We start from the raw sequence: 15400 nt of genomic DNA, 5'->3' as shown, positions 1-15400 counted from the left end.
AAGCGGCGGCGACGCCGCCTTCCAATTGGCGCTTCTTCGATAGTGTTCACGTCCACCTATTTTAAGTGGATACGATGCTCCCAAGACCCTCAGCCCAACTCAAGACGGGATGACCGGGCGCTTACCTCGACTCCTCCCATCCCTTCACAACAGCCCAACCTGAAGCATAAAAATAGCTGTTTTCAACAGATATAAGGCTGTCCTAAAAACAGCATTCATCACTTCCTCAAGCCCCTTCCTGCACCCACCGGGCTGTATCCCTCCATCTTAACATCCATCCCAAAATACTGTATAAATATACAGTGAAAACTCGTCACCTCATGCTTGCTCGATGCCGGGCAGGGCGGAGCATTCCCTATTCAAGAGCGTGTCTATGGCAGCAGCGATTCAGCTTGCGACGACCGCGCTGTCGTCTAAATTACGGCGTCAGGTGTGGCAGGGCAATGAGCTTGCCGAGGCGGACTCGCGTGTGATTTCCAGCGGCTATGCCACGCTGGATCGGTTGTTGCCGGGACAAGGCTGGTCGGCTGGCGGTCTGACAGAGTTGTTGGTTGAGCATGGTGGAGTGGGTGAAGTACGGCTGCTAGCTCATGCGCTGCGTCATCTGACGAAGCAAGCCGGGCGGCATGTCATGCTCGTGGCGCCTCCGTATCAGCCATGCGCTGCCGCATTGAGAGCTTGGGGTGTCGATGTCGAGCGAGTCTTATGGGTGCGCTCGAGTGAAGACCAGGCCCTGTGGGCCGCTACTCAGGCCTTGAAGCAGGATGGCATCGGCGCGGTCCTGGTTTGGCTGCCGAATGCGCGTGCCGACAAGGTCCGGCGCCTGCAAGTGGCGGCTCAGGAGTCGGCATCGCTGGCATTTTTGATCCGGCCTGTCGAGGCCGCCACGCAATCTTCCCCTGCGCCATTGCGAATGATCTGCGAGCCGCTTTTGCCGGCCAATGCGCAGACGATCAACCGTCGTCAATGGCTGCAGGAGATTGGTTTGTCGATCGACATCTTCAAGCGTCGCGGGCCGCCGCTAGCCGAGCCTCTTCGTCTCGTTTTGCCTTTACAAAGCGTCTTGTTGCCGGAAGACGGACTCGACCGTCATCAAGGGCCAGAGATCAAACATGCTGTGGATCGCAGTCACATTGCCACTCTTGTCGCTGGAAGCGGTGAAGCCTCTCGCGCCGCTCCAGGATGGTTCGCTCGCGAAGCCGAATCGGCGTGAGTCGCGCGACGAGACAAGCCAACTTCACGATGCCGAAGACATCGGTGGAGGGCGTTGTTACGCCCTAGCCGATCACGCGCACATCCTGATGCCGGATCTCGACGCGCTGCGTGCCGGCGTGCATGCGGGTCATTCGCGTTCGTACGCCTTGGCGTTGGCGCCGGGGCTTGAACTGCTTGCCGCCGATGCCGCCCGCGAAACTCAGGCATTCGAAGCCATAGCGCTTGCCTTGCTGACATACACGCCGAAAGTGTCGCTTGCCGACGCGCATACCCTGTTGCTGGAAGTCGGCTCGGGTTTGAGATTGTTCGGCGGCTTGCGCGCGTTGTTGTCGCGGGTGTCTGCCACGGTGGCGGAGTTCGGCTATACGGCGCGCATCGCCTGTGCGCCGACCGCCTGGGGAGCGTGGCTGTTGGCGCAGGCGCGCGCCGTTCGGCAGGGCCATCGCTGGCACGTGGTCAAGGAGACGTCGCTTGCGCGCGTCCTCGATGGCTTATCCGTCTCACTGCTGCCGGTCACGCAGGCGCATCGCGATGCGTTTTCGCACGTCGGCTGTACGACGCTGGCCGATTTGCGTCAATTGCCACGTTCGGGTGTCGTGCGACGTTTTGGCAGCGGCATTCTGGATCTGCTGGCGCAGGCGTATGGCGCGCGCCCGGATCCACGCGAATCGTTTCGCGCGCCGGCGTCGTTTCATGCGCAACTGGAGTTGCCCTCGCGGGTCGATAACGCGGATGCATTGCTGTTCGCCGCGCGTCGGCTGATCGTGCAGTTGGCCGGCTGGCTGAGCGCGCATCATGCAGCGCTCAGCGGTTATACGTTGCTGCTCGAGCATGAATTGGCGTCCCGTCATGCACCGAAGACATCGAGCCTGAAGGTCGCATGGGCCATACCGTCGCGTGATGCCGAGCATCTGATCTGGTTGTTGCGGGAAAAGTTGAATCAGACCGTGCTGGCGGCACCGGTCATCGAATTGAAGCTGGTCGCTGAGCAGATCGGTGAATATGCCGGGCAGTCGGACACCTTGTTTCCCATGCCCGAATCGGATGGCGATTCGATTGCGCGTCTGCTGGAGCGCCTGAGCGCTCGATTAGGGCCGGAGAATGTGCTGCAGATGTCGGTGCAGGACGATCATCGTCCCGAGCGGGCAATGCGCGTCGAAGCCTACCAGGCGCAAGCGTTTTCGCGCAAGAAGCGTTCGCCTGCGAAGTCCCGGTCGAAGATCAAAGCGGACAAAACCTGGCTGACCGATGAGTTGCGGCACGCTGCCGCGGAGGAAGGGCGCGAAGACGGCGAGGCGCTCGCCTACGCGATCGAGGCGGCTGAGGCGACCCAGGCACCCCAACGCCCATCCAAAACAAACGACGCCAAAAACACCAGCACATCCGCACCGCAACCCGGCAACGCACAGGCATCCCTCGACTTACCCGACAGCGCATTACCTTCCCAGCCTCGCCCGGTCTGGATGCTCGACAAACCGCTGCGCCTGATGATGCGCGACCAGCGGCCGATCTATCGCCGGCCGCTGAAAATGCTCACGCGTACCGAACGGATCGAAGCAGGGTGGTGGGACGGCAACCGTGTCGAGCGGGATTACTACGTTGCAGCCGACGACCGCGGGCACATGTTCTGGGTATACCGCGAACGCCTCAGCGGCGAGTGGTATTTGCAGGGTTTGTTCGGCTGACCATCATGCCTCTAATCCAGCCATCATTCCTCGCGCAGCCGCCGCTCGCCACCCAGTTGCCGGCGTATGCGGAATTGCATTGCCTGACTAATTTCTCTTTTCTGCGTGGCGCGTCGCATCCTCATGAACTCGTCGAGCAGGCGATGTCGCGCGGCTACAGCGCGCTCGCCATCACCGATGAATGCTCATTGGCAGGCGTCGTGCGCGCCCACACGGCGTTGAGGGAAATCAAAGCGGAGCGGGACCGTCAGCAGAAAGAGCGCGAGGAAAAGGCCAAGGCTGCGCAACCGGAAGCGCCTTTGGAAGACGCGACAAAAACCGGAACGTTGCAACAGGAAACCGTGGGAGCCTCGGAAACCGAGGCACTAAAACCCCTCCCTCAACTGATCATCGGCAGCGAACTCAATCTGACCGACGAAGCCGGCGAGCCTTTCTGCACCCTGGTCGCGCTAGCAACCAACCGCAACGGTTACGGCAACCTTTCCGAGCTGATCACGCTAGCCCGCTCGCGTGCGGACAAAGGCAGTTATCGCCTCGGTCCGTCCGACTTCACCGATTCCTTGCCCCATCTGGCACATCTGAAGACGTTGCCCGATTGCGTCCTGATGCTCGTGCCGCAGCGCGCGGCGACGCTCTCGCATACGCTGCGTTGCGCGCATTGGCTCGCATCGTTCGCTGCACAACGGGCATGGATCGCGCTCGAACTCTGGCAAACGGGCAGCGATGATCTTCAGATCGACGCCCTGCGCATGATTTCAAAAGCGAGTGGTTTGCCGCTGGTCGCGGCGGGCGGCGTTCTCATGCATGCCCGATCGCGCAAGCCTTTGCAGGACACAATGACAGCCATCGGCCTCGTTACGCCGCTATCGCAATGCGGCCACGCGCTCGAGGCGAATGCGGAGCGGCACATGCGTACGCGCGTGCGGCTCGGCAAACTGTATCCGCGCGATACGCTGGAAGAAACGCTGCGTATCGCCGCGCTATGCCGCTTCTCGCTCGACGAACTCAAGTACGAGTATCCCGAAGAACTGGTGCCCGCCGGCGAGTCGCCGTCGAGTTATCTGCGCAAGCTGGTCATGGCCGGTGCGATGGAGCGCTGGCCCAAAGGCATGGACCTGAAGCGAATCGGTCAGATCGAAAAGGAGTTGGGGCTGATCGCCGATCTGAAATACGAAAAGTATTTTCTGACGGTGCACGATATCGTGAGTTTCGCGCGCTCCAGAAACATTCTCTGCCAGGGGCGAGGTTCAGCGGCGAATTCGATCGTCTGTTATTGCCTGCACGTGACGGAAATCGATCCGGTGCATATGAACATGCTGATCGAGCGTTTCATCTCTCGCGCGCGCAACGAGCCGCCTGATATCGACGTCGACTTCGAGCATCAGCGGCGCGAAGAGGTCATTCAATATATCTACACGAAGTACGGCCGTCATCGGGCGGCCCTGACTGCATCGCTGATTACGTATCACGCGCGTAGTGCGCTGAAAGACGTCGGCAAGGCGCTGGGTCTCGAGGCGTCGTTGATCGAGCGGATCAGCAAGTCGCAACAATGGTGGGACGGCACGGATGCAGTCGCCAAATATCTGGCCGAAGCGGGCTTCGATGCCAACTCGCACATCACGCGGAACCTGATTCGTTTGACCCAGGAGTTGCGCAGCTTTCCGCGTCATCTGTCGCAACACGTCGGCGGTTTTGTGATCGCGAAAGACAAGCTGTCGCGACTCGTGCCGATCGAGAACGCGACGATGAAAGACCGCAGCGTGATCGAATGGGACAAGGACGATATCGACGCGCTCAAGCTGCTGAAAGTCGACGTGCTGGCGCTCGGCATGTTGTCGGCGATCAGACGCGCGCTGGAATTCGTCGCGTTGAGGCGCGGTTTTCCGACGTTCAGGGTGCAGGATATTCCGCGCGAGGATCGCGCCGTCTACGAAATGTGCGGCCATGCCGATACGATCGGCGTATTCCAGATCGAATCGCGTGCGCAGCAAAGCATGCTGCCGCGCCTGAAGCCCAACAAGTACTACGATCTCGTGATCGAAGTGGCGATCGTACGGCCCGGGCCGATTCAGGGCGGCATGGTGCATCCCTATCTGCGCCGCAAGCAGGGGCTCGAACCGGTTGACTACGCGAAGGATGAGTTGCGTCCCGTACTCGAACGTACGCTCGGTGTGCCGATTTTCCAGGAACAGGTCATGCATCTGGCGATGGTTGCGGCGAAATATACCGGTGAGCAGGCCGATCAGTTGCGGCGCGCGATGGCCGCATGGCGGCGCAGCGGCAACCTGGCGAAGTATCAGAAGGATTTGAGCGACCGCATGTCGGCGCGCGGTTATGAACAGGAGTTCATCGACCGTATCTGCAAACAGATCGAAGGCTTCGGCGAGTATGGTTTTCCGGAGAGCCATGCGGCGAGTTTCGCGTTGCTCGTTTATCTCAGCGCGTGGTTGAAGCGCTATGAACCGGCTGCTTTTCTGGCAGGTTTGCTGAACAGTCAGCCGTTGGGGTTTTATTCGCCGTCGCAACTCGTTCAGGATGCGAAGCGTCACGGCGTCAAGGTATTGCCGCCCGACGTGACCCTGAGCGATTGGGAGTCGACATTCGAAAGACGCGGTCATGAAGGACAGCGGATCTCAGCGGACGAAACCTGTTTGCATCGTCAACAGGCCGTACTATCCGCGCAGCAATTGCGCGATCTTTCGCTGCGGCGCCTGACGGTGAGCAGGACGGTCCGGCGCGCGGCACAGCGGTTGACTGCCCGCGTGTTTCAATCGTCGGATACCTATGGCGCTCGCGGTCCCGCCGTGCGCATCGGCATGCATCTGATCAAGGGGCTGGCACAAGGGGCCGCTGAACGCATCATGGCGGCACGCGACGAGGCGCAGTTTACCGATGTCGACGATCTGGCGCGCCGTGCGGCCTTGACGCGGCGCGATCTCGAAGCGCTTGCCGCGGCGAACGCGCTGGTCAGTATCGCGGGACATCGGCGCGAAGCATGGTGGGCCGTGACGGCGCAGCACACGGTGCCCAAACTGCTGCGCGACGCACCGATCGCCGAAGCGCCGCTGCTGTTGCCGCAGGCAGCCGAAAGCCGCGAAATCGTCGACGACTATGCGAGCCTCGGCCTCACGCTCAATCGCCATCCGCTCGCGTTGTTGCGCGCACGCCTTGCTCACCATCGTTTTCGCACGGCCGCCGAACTCGCCGCGTGTCAGCACGGCACGCTGGCGCGAGCGTGCGGCATCGTCACCGTGCGGCAGCGGCCGGGTACGGCAAACGGCACGGTGTTCGTTTCCATCGAAGACGAGACCGGGTCGATCAATGTGATCGTCTGGCCGTCGCTAGTGGAAAAGCAGCGCAAGGTTTTGCTGGGCTCGTCGTTGCTCGCGGTCTACGGCGTTTTGCAGCGCGACGACGGCGTGGCGACCGGCGGCGACCATGCCGGAAATGGCGTGAGCGCAAACCAGGCAGGCAAAGCGAAACGGAAAAACAAAGGCGAGGTGATCCATCTCGTCGCCCATCGCCTTGAGGATCACAGCGAATGGCTCGGTGAACTGGCCACGGCGAGCCGCGATTTTCATTGAGGGCGGCTTGCGGCTGTTAAACCCGCACGTCCGCCATCAGGCCGTCGTGCCGGCGCATCGCACTCATGGCGACACGGGGTGCCGCCGTGGCCAGCCCTATCTGCCAGACGAGGCGTTCTACGCCGACGCGTCACCTCGCCACGGAAACACGGCTAACACTTGCCGGATCGCCGCATCGAACGGTGTGCGGCGGCCGATCCCAAGCGCCTCGAGCCGGCTCGAAGCCAGGTGGCAGTTATGCGGGCGCGGCGTCGCATCGGTCGGCGTGTGTTGCGGCGTCAGATGCGCGCCGACTTGCAACGCTTCGGCAAGGCGCACGGCGATTTCGTACTTGTTCATCGGTTCGTCGCCGGACCATTGCATGATGCCGCGGATCGCGTCGCCCTGCGCATGCCGTTCGAGCATCTGCCGGATCACGAACGCGACGTCCGGCGTGAAGGTGGGATAACGGATCGCCCATGCATCCATGACGGCGGGTTTGCCATCGGGCGCGGCCGACGCGGCGATCGCCGGCACGAGACTCGTCACGGCAGACTCCGCCCAACTGACGATCGGCCCGTACAGCAACGGCAAACGCAGCACGCAGCCGAGGTCGGTCGATTCAGTCAACGCACGCTCGCCTTCGAGCTTGCTGCGCCCATAGGCATTGAGTGGCGCGGGCGCGGAATCGTGCTGGTAGGGCGGGTGCGTGCCGTCGAACACGTAATCGGTGGAGATCGACAGCGTCCATGCGCCGCGCCGGTTCGCCGCCGCGGCAAGGGTGCGCACCGCGTCGACGTTCAGCGCGCGGGCCAGTGCGGGATCATGCTCGCACACGTCCGGCCGACGCTCCGCCGCGGCAATCACGAGCGCGTCCGGCGCTTCGCGCTCGACGAACTGCTCGACTGCCTGCGCGTCGCGAATATCCAGCGCGACCGTGCCCGGCGCCAGCCGGCTGAAAGCTGTAGCGACGACTTGCCAGCCGGTCTGCTGCGCCAGTTCGTCGACGAGCGCGCGGCCAAGCAGCCCTGAGGCACCAATGACGGCAACTTTGAACATGACGTGAACTCGCTCACCGGGCGGCGCCGGACGCGCCGTTTGTCGTGTCGTTTGACGCGCCATTCGCGATGCCCGTCACCGTGTATCCGGCCTCGTCGATGGCGGCCTTCAGCGTCTCAGCCGGTTGCGCCGATTCGACCGCCACGCGCCCGGATGCCAGATCCACGTGGACTTTCGCGGCTTCATCGTGTTCGCGGATTGCGTTCGTAACCGCCGCCACACAGTGCTGGCAGCTCATGCCTTCTACCTGGAATTCGATTGTCATCGGGATTGCCTCGGAAAAATGGATAGTGCGATGGTTGAATTATGCCTGCCGATCCGCAATTGAGTGGTACACCTTCCCATCATGGGAAGGTGTACGATCGACGTACATAGACTGGGGGAAAGAGCCATGAATATCGGTGAAGCAGCCCGCGCGTCGGGCGTCACGGCGAAAATGATTCGCTACTACGAAAGCGTCGACTTGCTGGCGGCGAAATCGCGCACGAGCGCCGGTTACCGCGTATACGGCCCGCAAGAGGTGCATTCGTTGCGCTTCATTCGCCAGGCGCGCCGGCTTGGCTTTCTGGTCGAAGACATTCGACGGTTGCTGGCGCTGTGGCACGACCGCTCGCGCGCCAGTGCCGAAGTGAAGACGATTGCGTTGGAACACGTTGCGGAGCTGGATCGCCGCATCGCTGAACTGACCGACATGCGCGACACACTGGCGCACCTGGCCGACCATTGTCACGGCGACGACCGCCCCGATTGTCCGATCATCGAGCGACTCGCGGATACCGATCTGGTCTCAGGACAGGGTTGTCATCCAATTTGAGATGGTCTTTTGGCGTTCGGCGCAACCTAGTAGCTGAGTTAATTGCGATCCAATCGACATTTGCACCAATATCGTGCGTTAAAATATGGGGCGGTATCGTTTTTTGCAAAAAATCCGTCTCAATTTAAGCGAAATCAACTAGTTACGTGCACCGCTCTCGTGCACCATTCCAAAACGGAATGCACGTCATGCGGGCATTTCACTAGTCAGGTTGCGCTATAGGGCTATAATCCGGGTTAACCCTTTTACGGGAAATCCCTGATGCCCAATCCACCGGGGATTCAATCTGATCCTTGGAGAACATCATGTTTGCATACGTACTTGAAAAGCTGAGCACCTGGTTTGAAACCGCTGAACGCACCCGCCGCGAAGCCTATCTGGCGTCGTCGTCGGATATCGTCCAGCTCGAACAGCGCATCCGCTCGCTCGAAACCAACGGCTACTCGCTGTAAGTTTCAACTGCATCAAGTTTGACCCGGCAGCGCTTGTCGCGCAGCCACGGCAGTAAAAGCGTCAAGCCCCGTCCATGCGGGGCTTTGTCACATCTGGACGTCGAAAATTTCAATCCGACGGCGTCTGCGGGCTATTTGTGGCGAATATCGACTAGCCTCGCGGCGACCGTCGCGGTAAGGTAAAGCGTTTTCTACGAAATCCGGCTTTCCCACACTCAACCGGTCCGCCCATGTCACCTGTCCGCCCGCTCAAATCCCTCCTGGCCGTGACCATTGCAGCCTCGCTGACCACGGTTTTCGCCGTGTCGAGCGCTTGTGCTGCGTCGACCAGTGCGCGCAAGCCGGTGATTCTCGACTCCCAGAACGGCATCAACGACGGCCAGAGCGGCACCGTGCTGCAGACCGCGCCGCTTTCGCATCAGCCGATCGTCGAAGCGCAGCCGATCGCGACGCCGGCCGAACTGGCGCCGAATTCGACAATCCCGATCGTCGTTGCGCCTTATATCCAGTTGCCTGCGGGCGGAGGCATGCCGCTGCCGCAACCGCAGCCTCGTCCAGTGCCTCGGCCGAAATAAGTGCTCGCGACGCGGCCGTTCCCGCCAGCTCTGTTCCATATCCGTTGATCCTTCGGGTGCGCGGCTAATCCCACCGCCTCGTGGACGCCTGCGCGAGCACGCCCGCGATGAACGCGGCCCGCCTTACACGCCGACGACGGCAGCGCGTGATTGCTGGGCGTGAGCACAGGCACGGGATCGGACATATGTGCCGACTCGCTGCGTGCGCCATTGGGGTTTGGGCGCATGGCGCGTGCGAAACCGTCCGACGACAATCATCGCGCGGTCTCTCGCTAGCGACGCGGGCCCCACATCAAGCCCGGCGCCACCGTATCGAACGAAAAACAGAATAAGGAGACATCGAATGCCGACTCACTGGATGCGGCAGGCCGCCGGCGCCTGCGTCACGCTGCTGGCACTGGCCGCGCTGCCTGGCGCCGCGCTCGCCAAAGACACACCGGAGAAGCCCACGCTGACGATGGCAGTCGGTGGTCTGCCGGGCCTCTACTATCTGCCGGTGCTCGCTGCGCAACAGTTGGGCTACTTCAAGGACGAAGGCCTCGACGTCACGCTCGAGGATTTCGCGGGCGGATCGAAGGCGCTGGAAGCGGTGGTGGGCGGCAGCGCCGACGTGGGTGCCGGCGCATTCGAGCACACGCTGTTCATGCAGGAGAAAGGGCAGCACTACCGGGCGTTCGTGTTGATGGGACGCGCGCCGCAGATCGTCGTTGCCGTGTTGAAGTCGAAGGCTGACCAGCTCAAGACTTTGGCGGACTTCAAAGGCGCGAAAGTCGGCGTGAGCGCGCCGGGTTCGTCGACGGATCTCGTGCTCACCGTGGCTTTGCGCAAAGCCGGCGTGCAGCGCAACGAGATTTCGGCGATCGGCGTGGGCAGCGGCGCCTCCGTGCTCGCCGCGGTAAGCGGCGGCCAGATCGACGCGCTCTCCAACGTCGATCCGATGATGACCAAACTGACGCGCAGTGGCGCGATCAAGGTGCTGGTCGATACGCGCACGGTAAAGGGCACGCAAGAGGTATTCGGCGGGACGATGCCGGCGGCGACGCTCTATGCCTCGGACAATTTCATCCAGAAGTATCCGAAGACGACGCAGGCGCTGGCCAATGCAATTGTGCGCGCGGATCACTGGCTGCAGACCGCAAGCGATGCCGATCTGCTGAAGATGGTGCCGCCGGCTTATCTGCTCAACGACTCGGCGCTGTATGTGGAGGCCTTCCACAACGTGCGCGACGCCTATTCTCCGGACGGCTTGATGCCCGCGGACGGTCCGGCGACGTCATTGCGCGCGTTGTCTTCGTTCGATAGCCGGCTCGATCCGAAAAAGATCGACCTGAACGCGACCTATACCAACGACTTCGCCCGGAAGGCTGACGCGCAACTCAAGTAGGCGGCGGCCCGGACTGACTGAGCAGCCGGACCGGCTGCGCGCGTCGTGCGCGCGTGGCCGGTGACAACGTTAGGACGGCTCGACGAACCGCGTAAGCTCGGAGGCCCCAAAAACTCGTAGCCGACAAAAGCTCAGAGCCGAAAAAGCTCGCTTCCCACCACAAGAAGCTCAGTCGCCGCGATACTCCACCTTGAACTGCGCGGCCTTGTCCTCGCCAAGCGTCTTGACGAGCCAGGGCATCTGGTCCTTCAACGTTTTTGCCAGAGTATACGGCGGGTTCAGAATGAACATGCCGCTGCCGAAAAGTCCAAAACCATCTTCTGGCGGATTGCTGACAGTCAGACTCACGTGCAGCCAGTTCCGGTCCTGCAGCTTCTTCAGTTGATCGGGGAAGCGCTGCGACTCAGGGCGTCTCACCTGCGGATACCAGACCGCATACGTACCGGTCGGAAACCGCTTCAGGCTTTCTTCGACGCAGCGCAGTGTGCGCGTGTAGTCGCGCTTGTCCTCATACGACGGATCGAGCAGCACCAGCGCGCGGCGTGGGGCCGGCGGCAACAAGGCAAGAATGCCGTCGAAGCCGTCCCCCGCATAGAGCATGGCGCGGCGGCCCGCGTCGCGGAAATTGTGGCGCAGCACGTCGATTTCGGTGGTGTGCAGCTCGAACAGACGCATGCGGTCCTGTTCGCGCATCTGCCGCCACGCGATATACGGCGAGCCGGGATAGAAGCGCAGCTGGCCGTCCGGATTGAGCGCGCTCACTTCGTCGACGTAGTCGGCGAACATCGGCGGCAGATCGTTGCGTCCCCACAGTTTGCCGATGCCGGTCTGGAACTCGCCGGTTTTGGTCGCGTAACCTTCCTTCAGCGAGTAGACGCCGGCGCCCGCATGCGTGTCGATATACCAGTAGGACTTGTCCTTCTGACCGAGGTAGCGCAGGAGCTGCAACACGACGGCGTGTTTCAGAACGTCGGCGTGATTGCCTGCATGAAAGGCGTGGCGGTAGCTGAGCATGATGAGGAGACGCTGAAAGAGGGCGTGCCGCTCCAGGGCGGATTCGGCGATGCGGCTGCAATGTGGCTGCACAACGCGGACATATAGCGCCGGTGTGCAGCGCGGTCGCGTATTGTACGCGACGCCGCGTCGCGCCCCGCGCATTGCAGCGAGCTCCACGCGTAACACAGCCGCGCTACCGCCACGGCAATGTTACGCGGTCGCGCGAGTCCGGTCAGTCGTGGGCGTCGCCGATAATTTCCTCGATTCGGGTTTTGATCTCCGGTGTGATCCGCTCGGCCACCTCGGCGGACTTCATGTTCTCGCCGATCTGTTCAACCCGCGACGCACCTGTGATCACCGTACTCACATTGGGATTCTTCAGAATCCAGCCAATGGCGAGCTGACCGACGGTGCAGCCCAACTCATCCGCCACTTCGCCGAGCTTGCCGACCACGTTGTTCTTGCCGGCGTCGGTGACCTGCTTGCGCAGCCAGTCGTAGCCCTGCAATTGCGCGCGGCTGTCGGCCGGCACGCCGTCGCGGTATTTGCCGGTCAGCAGGCCGGATGCAAGCGGGCTCCAGGTGGTCAGCCCGAGGCCGATATCCTCGTAAAGCCGCTTGTATTCCTGCTCGACGCGGTTGCGATGGAACAGGTTGTACTGCGGCTGCTCCATGACCGGCTTGTGCAGATGATGCCGTTCCGCGATGTCGTAAGCAGCGCGGATTTCATCGGCGCTCCATTCGGACGTGCCCCAGTACAGCGCCTTGCCGCGAGTGATCATGTCGCTCATGGCCCAGACGGTTTCCTCCACCGGCGTGTTCGGGTCGGGACGATGACAGAACACCAGATCGACATAGTCGAGCTGCAGCCGTTTGAGCGACGCGTCGATCGCGTTCAGCAGATATTTGCGGTTCAGCGTGTGGTACTGGTTCGGCGCTTCCGCGAGTCCCCAGAAGAATTTCGTCGACACCACGTAGCTCACGCGCGGCCACGCCAGCTCCTTGAGCGCCTGGCCCATGATCTCTTCGGACTTGCCGCCGGCATAGACCTCGGCGTTGTCGAAGAAGTTGACTCCCGCGTCGCGCGCGGCCGCGAGCGATTCGCGCGCCGCGTGGGTGTCCACCTGATTGCCGTAGGTGACCCACGAGCCGATGGACAGCTCGCTGACTTGCAGGCCGGAACGGCCCAGACGTCGATAATTCATGCATTGCTCCTTGTTGGTGATGCCACCGGAATCCCGCCGAAAACGTCCAGTTTAAAGAGATACGCTTCGATGTGCTTTTAACCGATGGAGTTCACACGGTTCATGCACAATAGCAGCGTTGGCCGCAGTGCAGCATTCGGCCGAACGGCCTATGCCGTTTGGCTGACTTCACGCCGCCCGCGGCCCGTGGTCTCATTGCTCATCAACTGCATGGAGGTTCTAGATGTCGTCAACGAACACGAATCTGAATGGCAAGGTTGCGGTGGTTACTGGCGCCGCAAGCGGCATCGGCAAGCAGATTGCGCTGACTCTTTCCGCGGCGGGCGCGGCTGTCGCGATCGCCGACCTGAATCAGGACGGAGCGAACGCCGTCGCTGAAGAAATCAAGAAGGGCGGCGGCAAGGCAATCGGCGTGGCGATGGACGTCACGAACGAAGACGCCGTCAATCAAGGCATCGACAAAGTGGCCGCGGAACTCGGTTCGGTCGATATTCTCATTTCCAACGCCGGCATCCAGATCGTTAACCCGATCGAAAACTATTCGTTTTCAGACTGGAAAAAAATGCAGGCGATCCACGTGGACGGCGCCTTCCTGACCACCAAGGCCGCGCTCAAGCACATGTACAAGGACGATCGCGGCGGCATCGTGATCTACATGGGCTCGGTCCACTCGCACGAAGCGTCGCCGCTCAAATCGGCCTATGTGACGGCCAAGCACGCGCTGCTGGGTCTCGCGCGTGTGCTGGCTAAAGAAGGCGCAAAGCACAACGTGCGCTCGCATGTCGTGTGTCCTGGTTTCGTGCGCACGCCGCTCGTCGACAAGCAGATTCCCGAACAGGCCAAGGAACTGGGCATCAGCGAGGAAGACGTGGTGAAGCGCGTCATGCTGGGCGGCACGGTCGACGGTGTCTTCACCACGGTGGAAGACGTCGCGCAAACGGTGCTGTTCCTGTCCACCTTCCCGACGGCGGCGCTGACCGGCCAGTCCTTTATTGTGAGCCACGGCTGGTATATGCAATAAGGAGGTGCCTATGGCGCAACGCAATCTCAAGCGGGCGCGCGTCGGCGCGCCCGGCGACGGGGAAGGCGAGGGCGCCGGTCCGGCGCCCGCCGCGCATCCCGGCCGGCACCTCCATTTGCCCAACTACGAAACCGTTGCCTTGATGCTGCAAGGCGGCGGCGCATTGGGCGCCTATCAGGCTGGCGTCTTTCAAGGACTTTACGAAGCAGGCATCGAGCCGAACTGGCTGGCCGGCATTTCGATCGGCGCGTTGAATACGGCGATCATTGCCGGCAATCCGCCCGAAAAGCGGGTCGAACGGCTGTTGCAATTCTGGGAGACGATTTGCCAGCCGGCCTTCGGGCCGCCGTTGCCCGCGTTTATCGAACACGCGCTCTTCAATTCCAGCGACGCCGTACGTAAGGCCTTTACAGCAACGCAGGCAATCGGCGCCATCGTCGAGGGGCAAAAGGGCTTTTTCGTGCCGCGCTTTCCGCCGCCGTTGCCCACCGTGTCCGGGCCGCCGCAACTGGCCAGCTACTACGACACCACGCCGTTGAAGGCCACGCTCGAAGCGTTCTGCGATTTCGATCGGATCAATTCGAAGGAAATGCGCGTCTCAGTGGGAGCGGTCAATTGCGGCACGGGGAATTTCGCGTACTTCGATAACACGCATACGACGCTTAGGCCCGAGCATTTCATGGCGTCAGGCGCGTTGCCGCCCGGCTTCGCGGCGGTCGAGATCGACGGCCAGTACTACTGGGATGGTGGCTTGATGTCGAACACGCCGCTCTACGAAGTGATCCAGTCCACGCCGCGTCGTGACACGCTCGCCTTCCAGGTCGATCTGTGGAGCGCGATCGGGCCGGTGCCGGACAACATCACCGACGTGCAAGGGCGCGTGAAGGACATCCAGTATTCGAGCCGCACGCGTCTCGTGACCGATATGCTGCAACGGTCGCAGCGGTTCCGGCACGTGTTGCGCGAGGTGCTGGATCGCGTGCCGTCCGATCAGCGTGACGATCCGTGGTGCAAGCTTGCCGAAGATCTGTCGTGTTCGAAGCGCTACAACGTGATCCATCTTATCTACCGGCACAAGGAGTACGAAGGGCACTACAAGGACTTCCAGTTCGGTCTGTCGACAATGCGAGAACATTGGCAAAGCGGTTTGGAAGATATCCGCCATTCGCTCGCGCAACCGGATTGGCTCGACATGCCGGATAACGATGCGGGTTTTGTTACGCACGATATCCATCGGGATTCGCGCTGAAGGAGCCACGGGTCCGAGTGGCGCATGACTGAATGAAGTGGGTCGCGGCAATCGTGGCAGTCCTTGCTTGTGTCGAAAGCGGCCTTGCTCGAGCAACAGGCAACAAGCAAGTTGCAAACGCAATCAGGCCGCAAACAAAAACGGCGCCCTAAAAAGGGCGCCGTTTTCACAAGCATTTCCAGC

Annotated in this window: 14 protein-coding genes; 10 read left to right on the top strand and 4 right to left on the bottom strand. The window is 61.6% G+C overall.

All coding sequences use genetic code 11. The features are described from left to right. Window positions 1–373 precede the first annotated feature (373 nt). Genes imuA through P0D96_RS24880 form a run of 3 tightly spaced genes read left to right on the top strand, consistent with a single transcriptional unit; the run spans window position 374 to window position 6484 of the window. Window positions 374–1213 carry a translesion DNA synthesis-associated protein ImuA gene (imuA, locus tag P0D96_RS24890; protein ID WP_408315918.1) on the top strand — a complete coding sequence of 280 codons (840 nt, stop codon included), beginning with the start codon at window positions 374–376 and terminating at the stop codon, window positions 1211–1213. Next, window positions 1113–2900, top strand: coding sequence for a Y-family DNA polymerase (locus P0D96_RS24885; RefSeq protein ID WP_408315915.1), 1788 nt, complete (start codon window positions 1113–1115; stop codon window positions 2898–2900). The genes imuA and P0D96_RS24885 overlap by 101 nt, the downstream gene beginning before the upstream one ends. Before the next feature lie 5 nt (window positions 2901–2905). Further along, window positions 2906–6484 (top strand): error-prone DNA polymerase, encoded by a 3579-nt coding sequence (locus P0D96_RS24880; protein ID WP_408315912.1) that lies wholly within the window; start codon window positions 2906–2908, stop codon window positions 6482–6484. Window positions 6485–6601: 117 nt separating this feature from the next. On the opposite strand, the gene P0D96_RS24875 is transcribed toward P0D96_RS24880, so the two are convergent. Together P0D96_RS24875 and P0D96_RS24870 are read right to left on the bottom strand one after the other, a co-directional pair. Beyond that, window positions 6602–7522 carry a dTDP-4-dehydrorhamnose reductase family protein gene (locus P0D96_RS24875; RefSeq protein WP_408315910.1) on the bottom strand — a complete coding sequence of 307 codons (921 nt, stop codon included), beginning with the start codon at window positions 7520–7522 and terminating at the stop codon, window positions 6602–6604. A gap of 13 nt (window positions 7523–7535) precedes the next feature. Beyond that, on the bottom strand, window positions 7536–7787 hold the full coding sequence (locus P0D96_RS24870) for a heavy-metal-associated domain-containing protein (RefSeq protein WP_408315907.1): 252 nt from the start codon (window positions 7785–7787) through the stop codon (window positions 7536–7538). 126 nt (window positions 7788–7913) lie between these two features. Between P0D96_RS24870 and cueR the strand changes: the two genes are divergently transcribed. The 4 genes from cueR (at window position 7914) to P0D96_RS24850 (ending at window position 10747) form a co-directional block, all read left to right on the top strand. After that, entirely contained in the window at window positions 7914–8336 is a 423-nt protein-coding gene (gene cueR / locus P0D96_RS24865) for a Cu(I)-responsive transcriptional regulator (protein WP_132375218.1), read from the top strand. Window positions 8337–8641: 305 nt separating this feature from the next. Further along, complete coding sequence (locus P0D96_RS24860; protein WP_012432419.1) at window positions 8642–8788, top strand: DUF3563 family protein; 147 nt, start codon at window positions 8642–8644, stop codon at window positions 8786–8788. 230 nt (window positions 8789–9018) lie between these two features. Then, window positions 9019–9363 carry a hypothetical protein gene (locus P0D96_RS24855; protein ID WP_408182092.1) on the top strand — a complete coding sequence of 115 codons (345 nt, stop codon included), beginning with the start codon at window positions 9019–9021 and terminating at the stop codon, window positions 9361–9363. A gap of 343 nt (window positions 9364–9706) precedes the next feature. Continuing rightward, window positions 9707–10747 (top strand): ABC transporter substrate-binding protein, encoded by a 1041-nt coding sequence (locus P0D96_RS24850; protein ID WP_408182091.1) that lies wholly within the window; start codon window positions 9707–9709, stop codon window positions 10745–10747. A 168-nt stretch (window positions 10748–10915) separates the two neighbouring features. On the opposite strand, the gene P0D96_RS24845 is transcribed toward P0D96_RS24850, so the two are convergent. Further along, entirely contained in the window at window positions 10916–11764 is an 849-nt protein-coding gene (locus P0D96_RS24845) for a 23S rRNA (adenine(2030)-N(6))-methyltransferase RlmJ (RefSeq protein WP_507028609.1), read from the bottom strand. Between P0D96_RS24845 and P0D96_RS24840 the strand changes: the two genes are divergently transcribed. Further along, entirely contained in the window at window positions 11705–11848 is a 144-nt protein-coding gene (locus P0D96_RS24840; RefSeq protein WP_408280672.1) for a hypothetical protein, read from the top strand. The two genes, P0D96_RS24845 and P0D96_RS24840, sit on opposite strands and share 60 nt — an antisense overlap. A 127-nt stretch (window positions 11849–11975) precedes the next feature. Here P0D96_RS24840 and P0D96_RS24835 read toward each other — a convergent pair whose 3' ends face one another. Continuing rightward, complete coding sequence (locus P0D96_RS24835) at window positions 11976–12947, bottom strand: potassium channel beta subunit family protein (RefSeq protein ID WP_408182089.1); 972 nt, start codon at window positions 12945–12947, stop codon at window positions 11976–11978. Window positions 12948–13170: 223 nt separating this feature from the next. Here P0D96_RS24835 and P0D96_RS24830 point away from each other — a divergent pair, with 223 nt between their 5' ends. Next, on the top strand, window positions 13171–13968 hold the full coding sequence (locus P0D96_RS24830; RefSeq protein WP_132375213.1) for a 3-hydroxybutyrate dehydrogenase: 798 nt from the start codon (window positions 13171–13173) through the stop codon (window positions 13966–13968). A gap of 10 nt (window positions 13969–13978) precedes the next feature. Continuing rightward, window positions 13979–15217, top strand: a complete 1239-nt coding sequence (locus P0D96_RS24825) for a DUF3734 domain-containing protein (protein WP_408182088.1) — start codon at window positions 13979–13981, stop codon at window positions 15215–15217. Window positions 15218–15400 lie beyond the last annotated feature (183 nt).

The sequence above is a fragment of the Paraburkholderia sp. RL17-347-BIC-D genome, from assembly GCF_046027915.1.
Taxonomy (GTDB): Bacteria; Pseudomonadota; Gammaproteobacteria; order Burkholderiales; family Burkholderiaceae; genus Paraburkholderia.
This window is presented reverse-complemented; position numbering and strand designations above follow the sequence as displayed.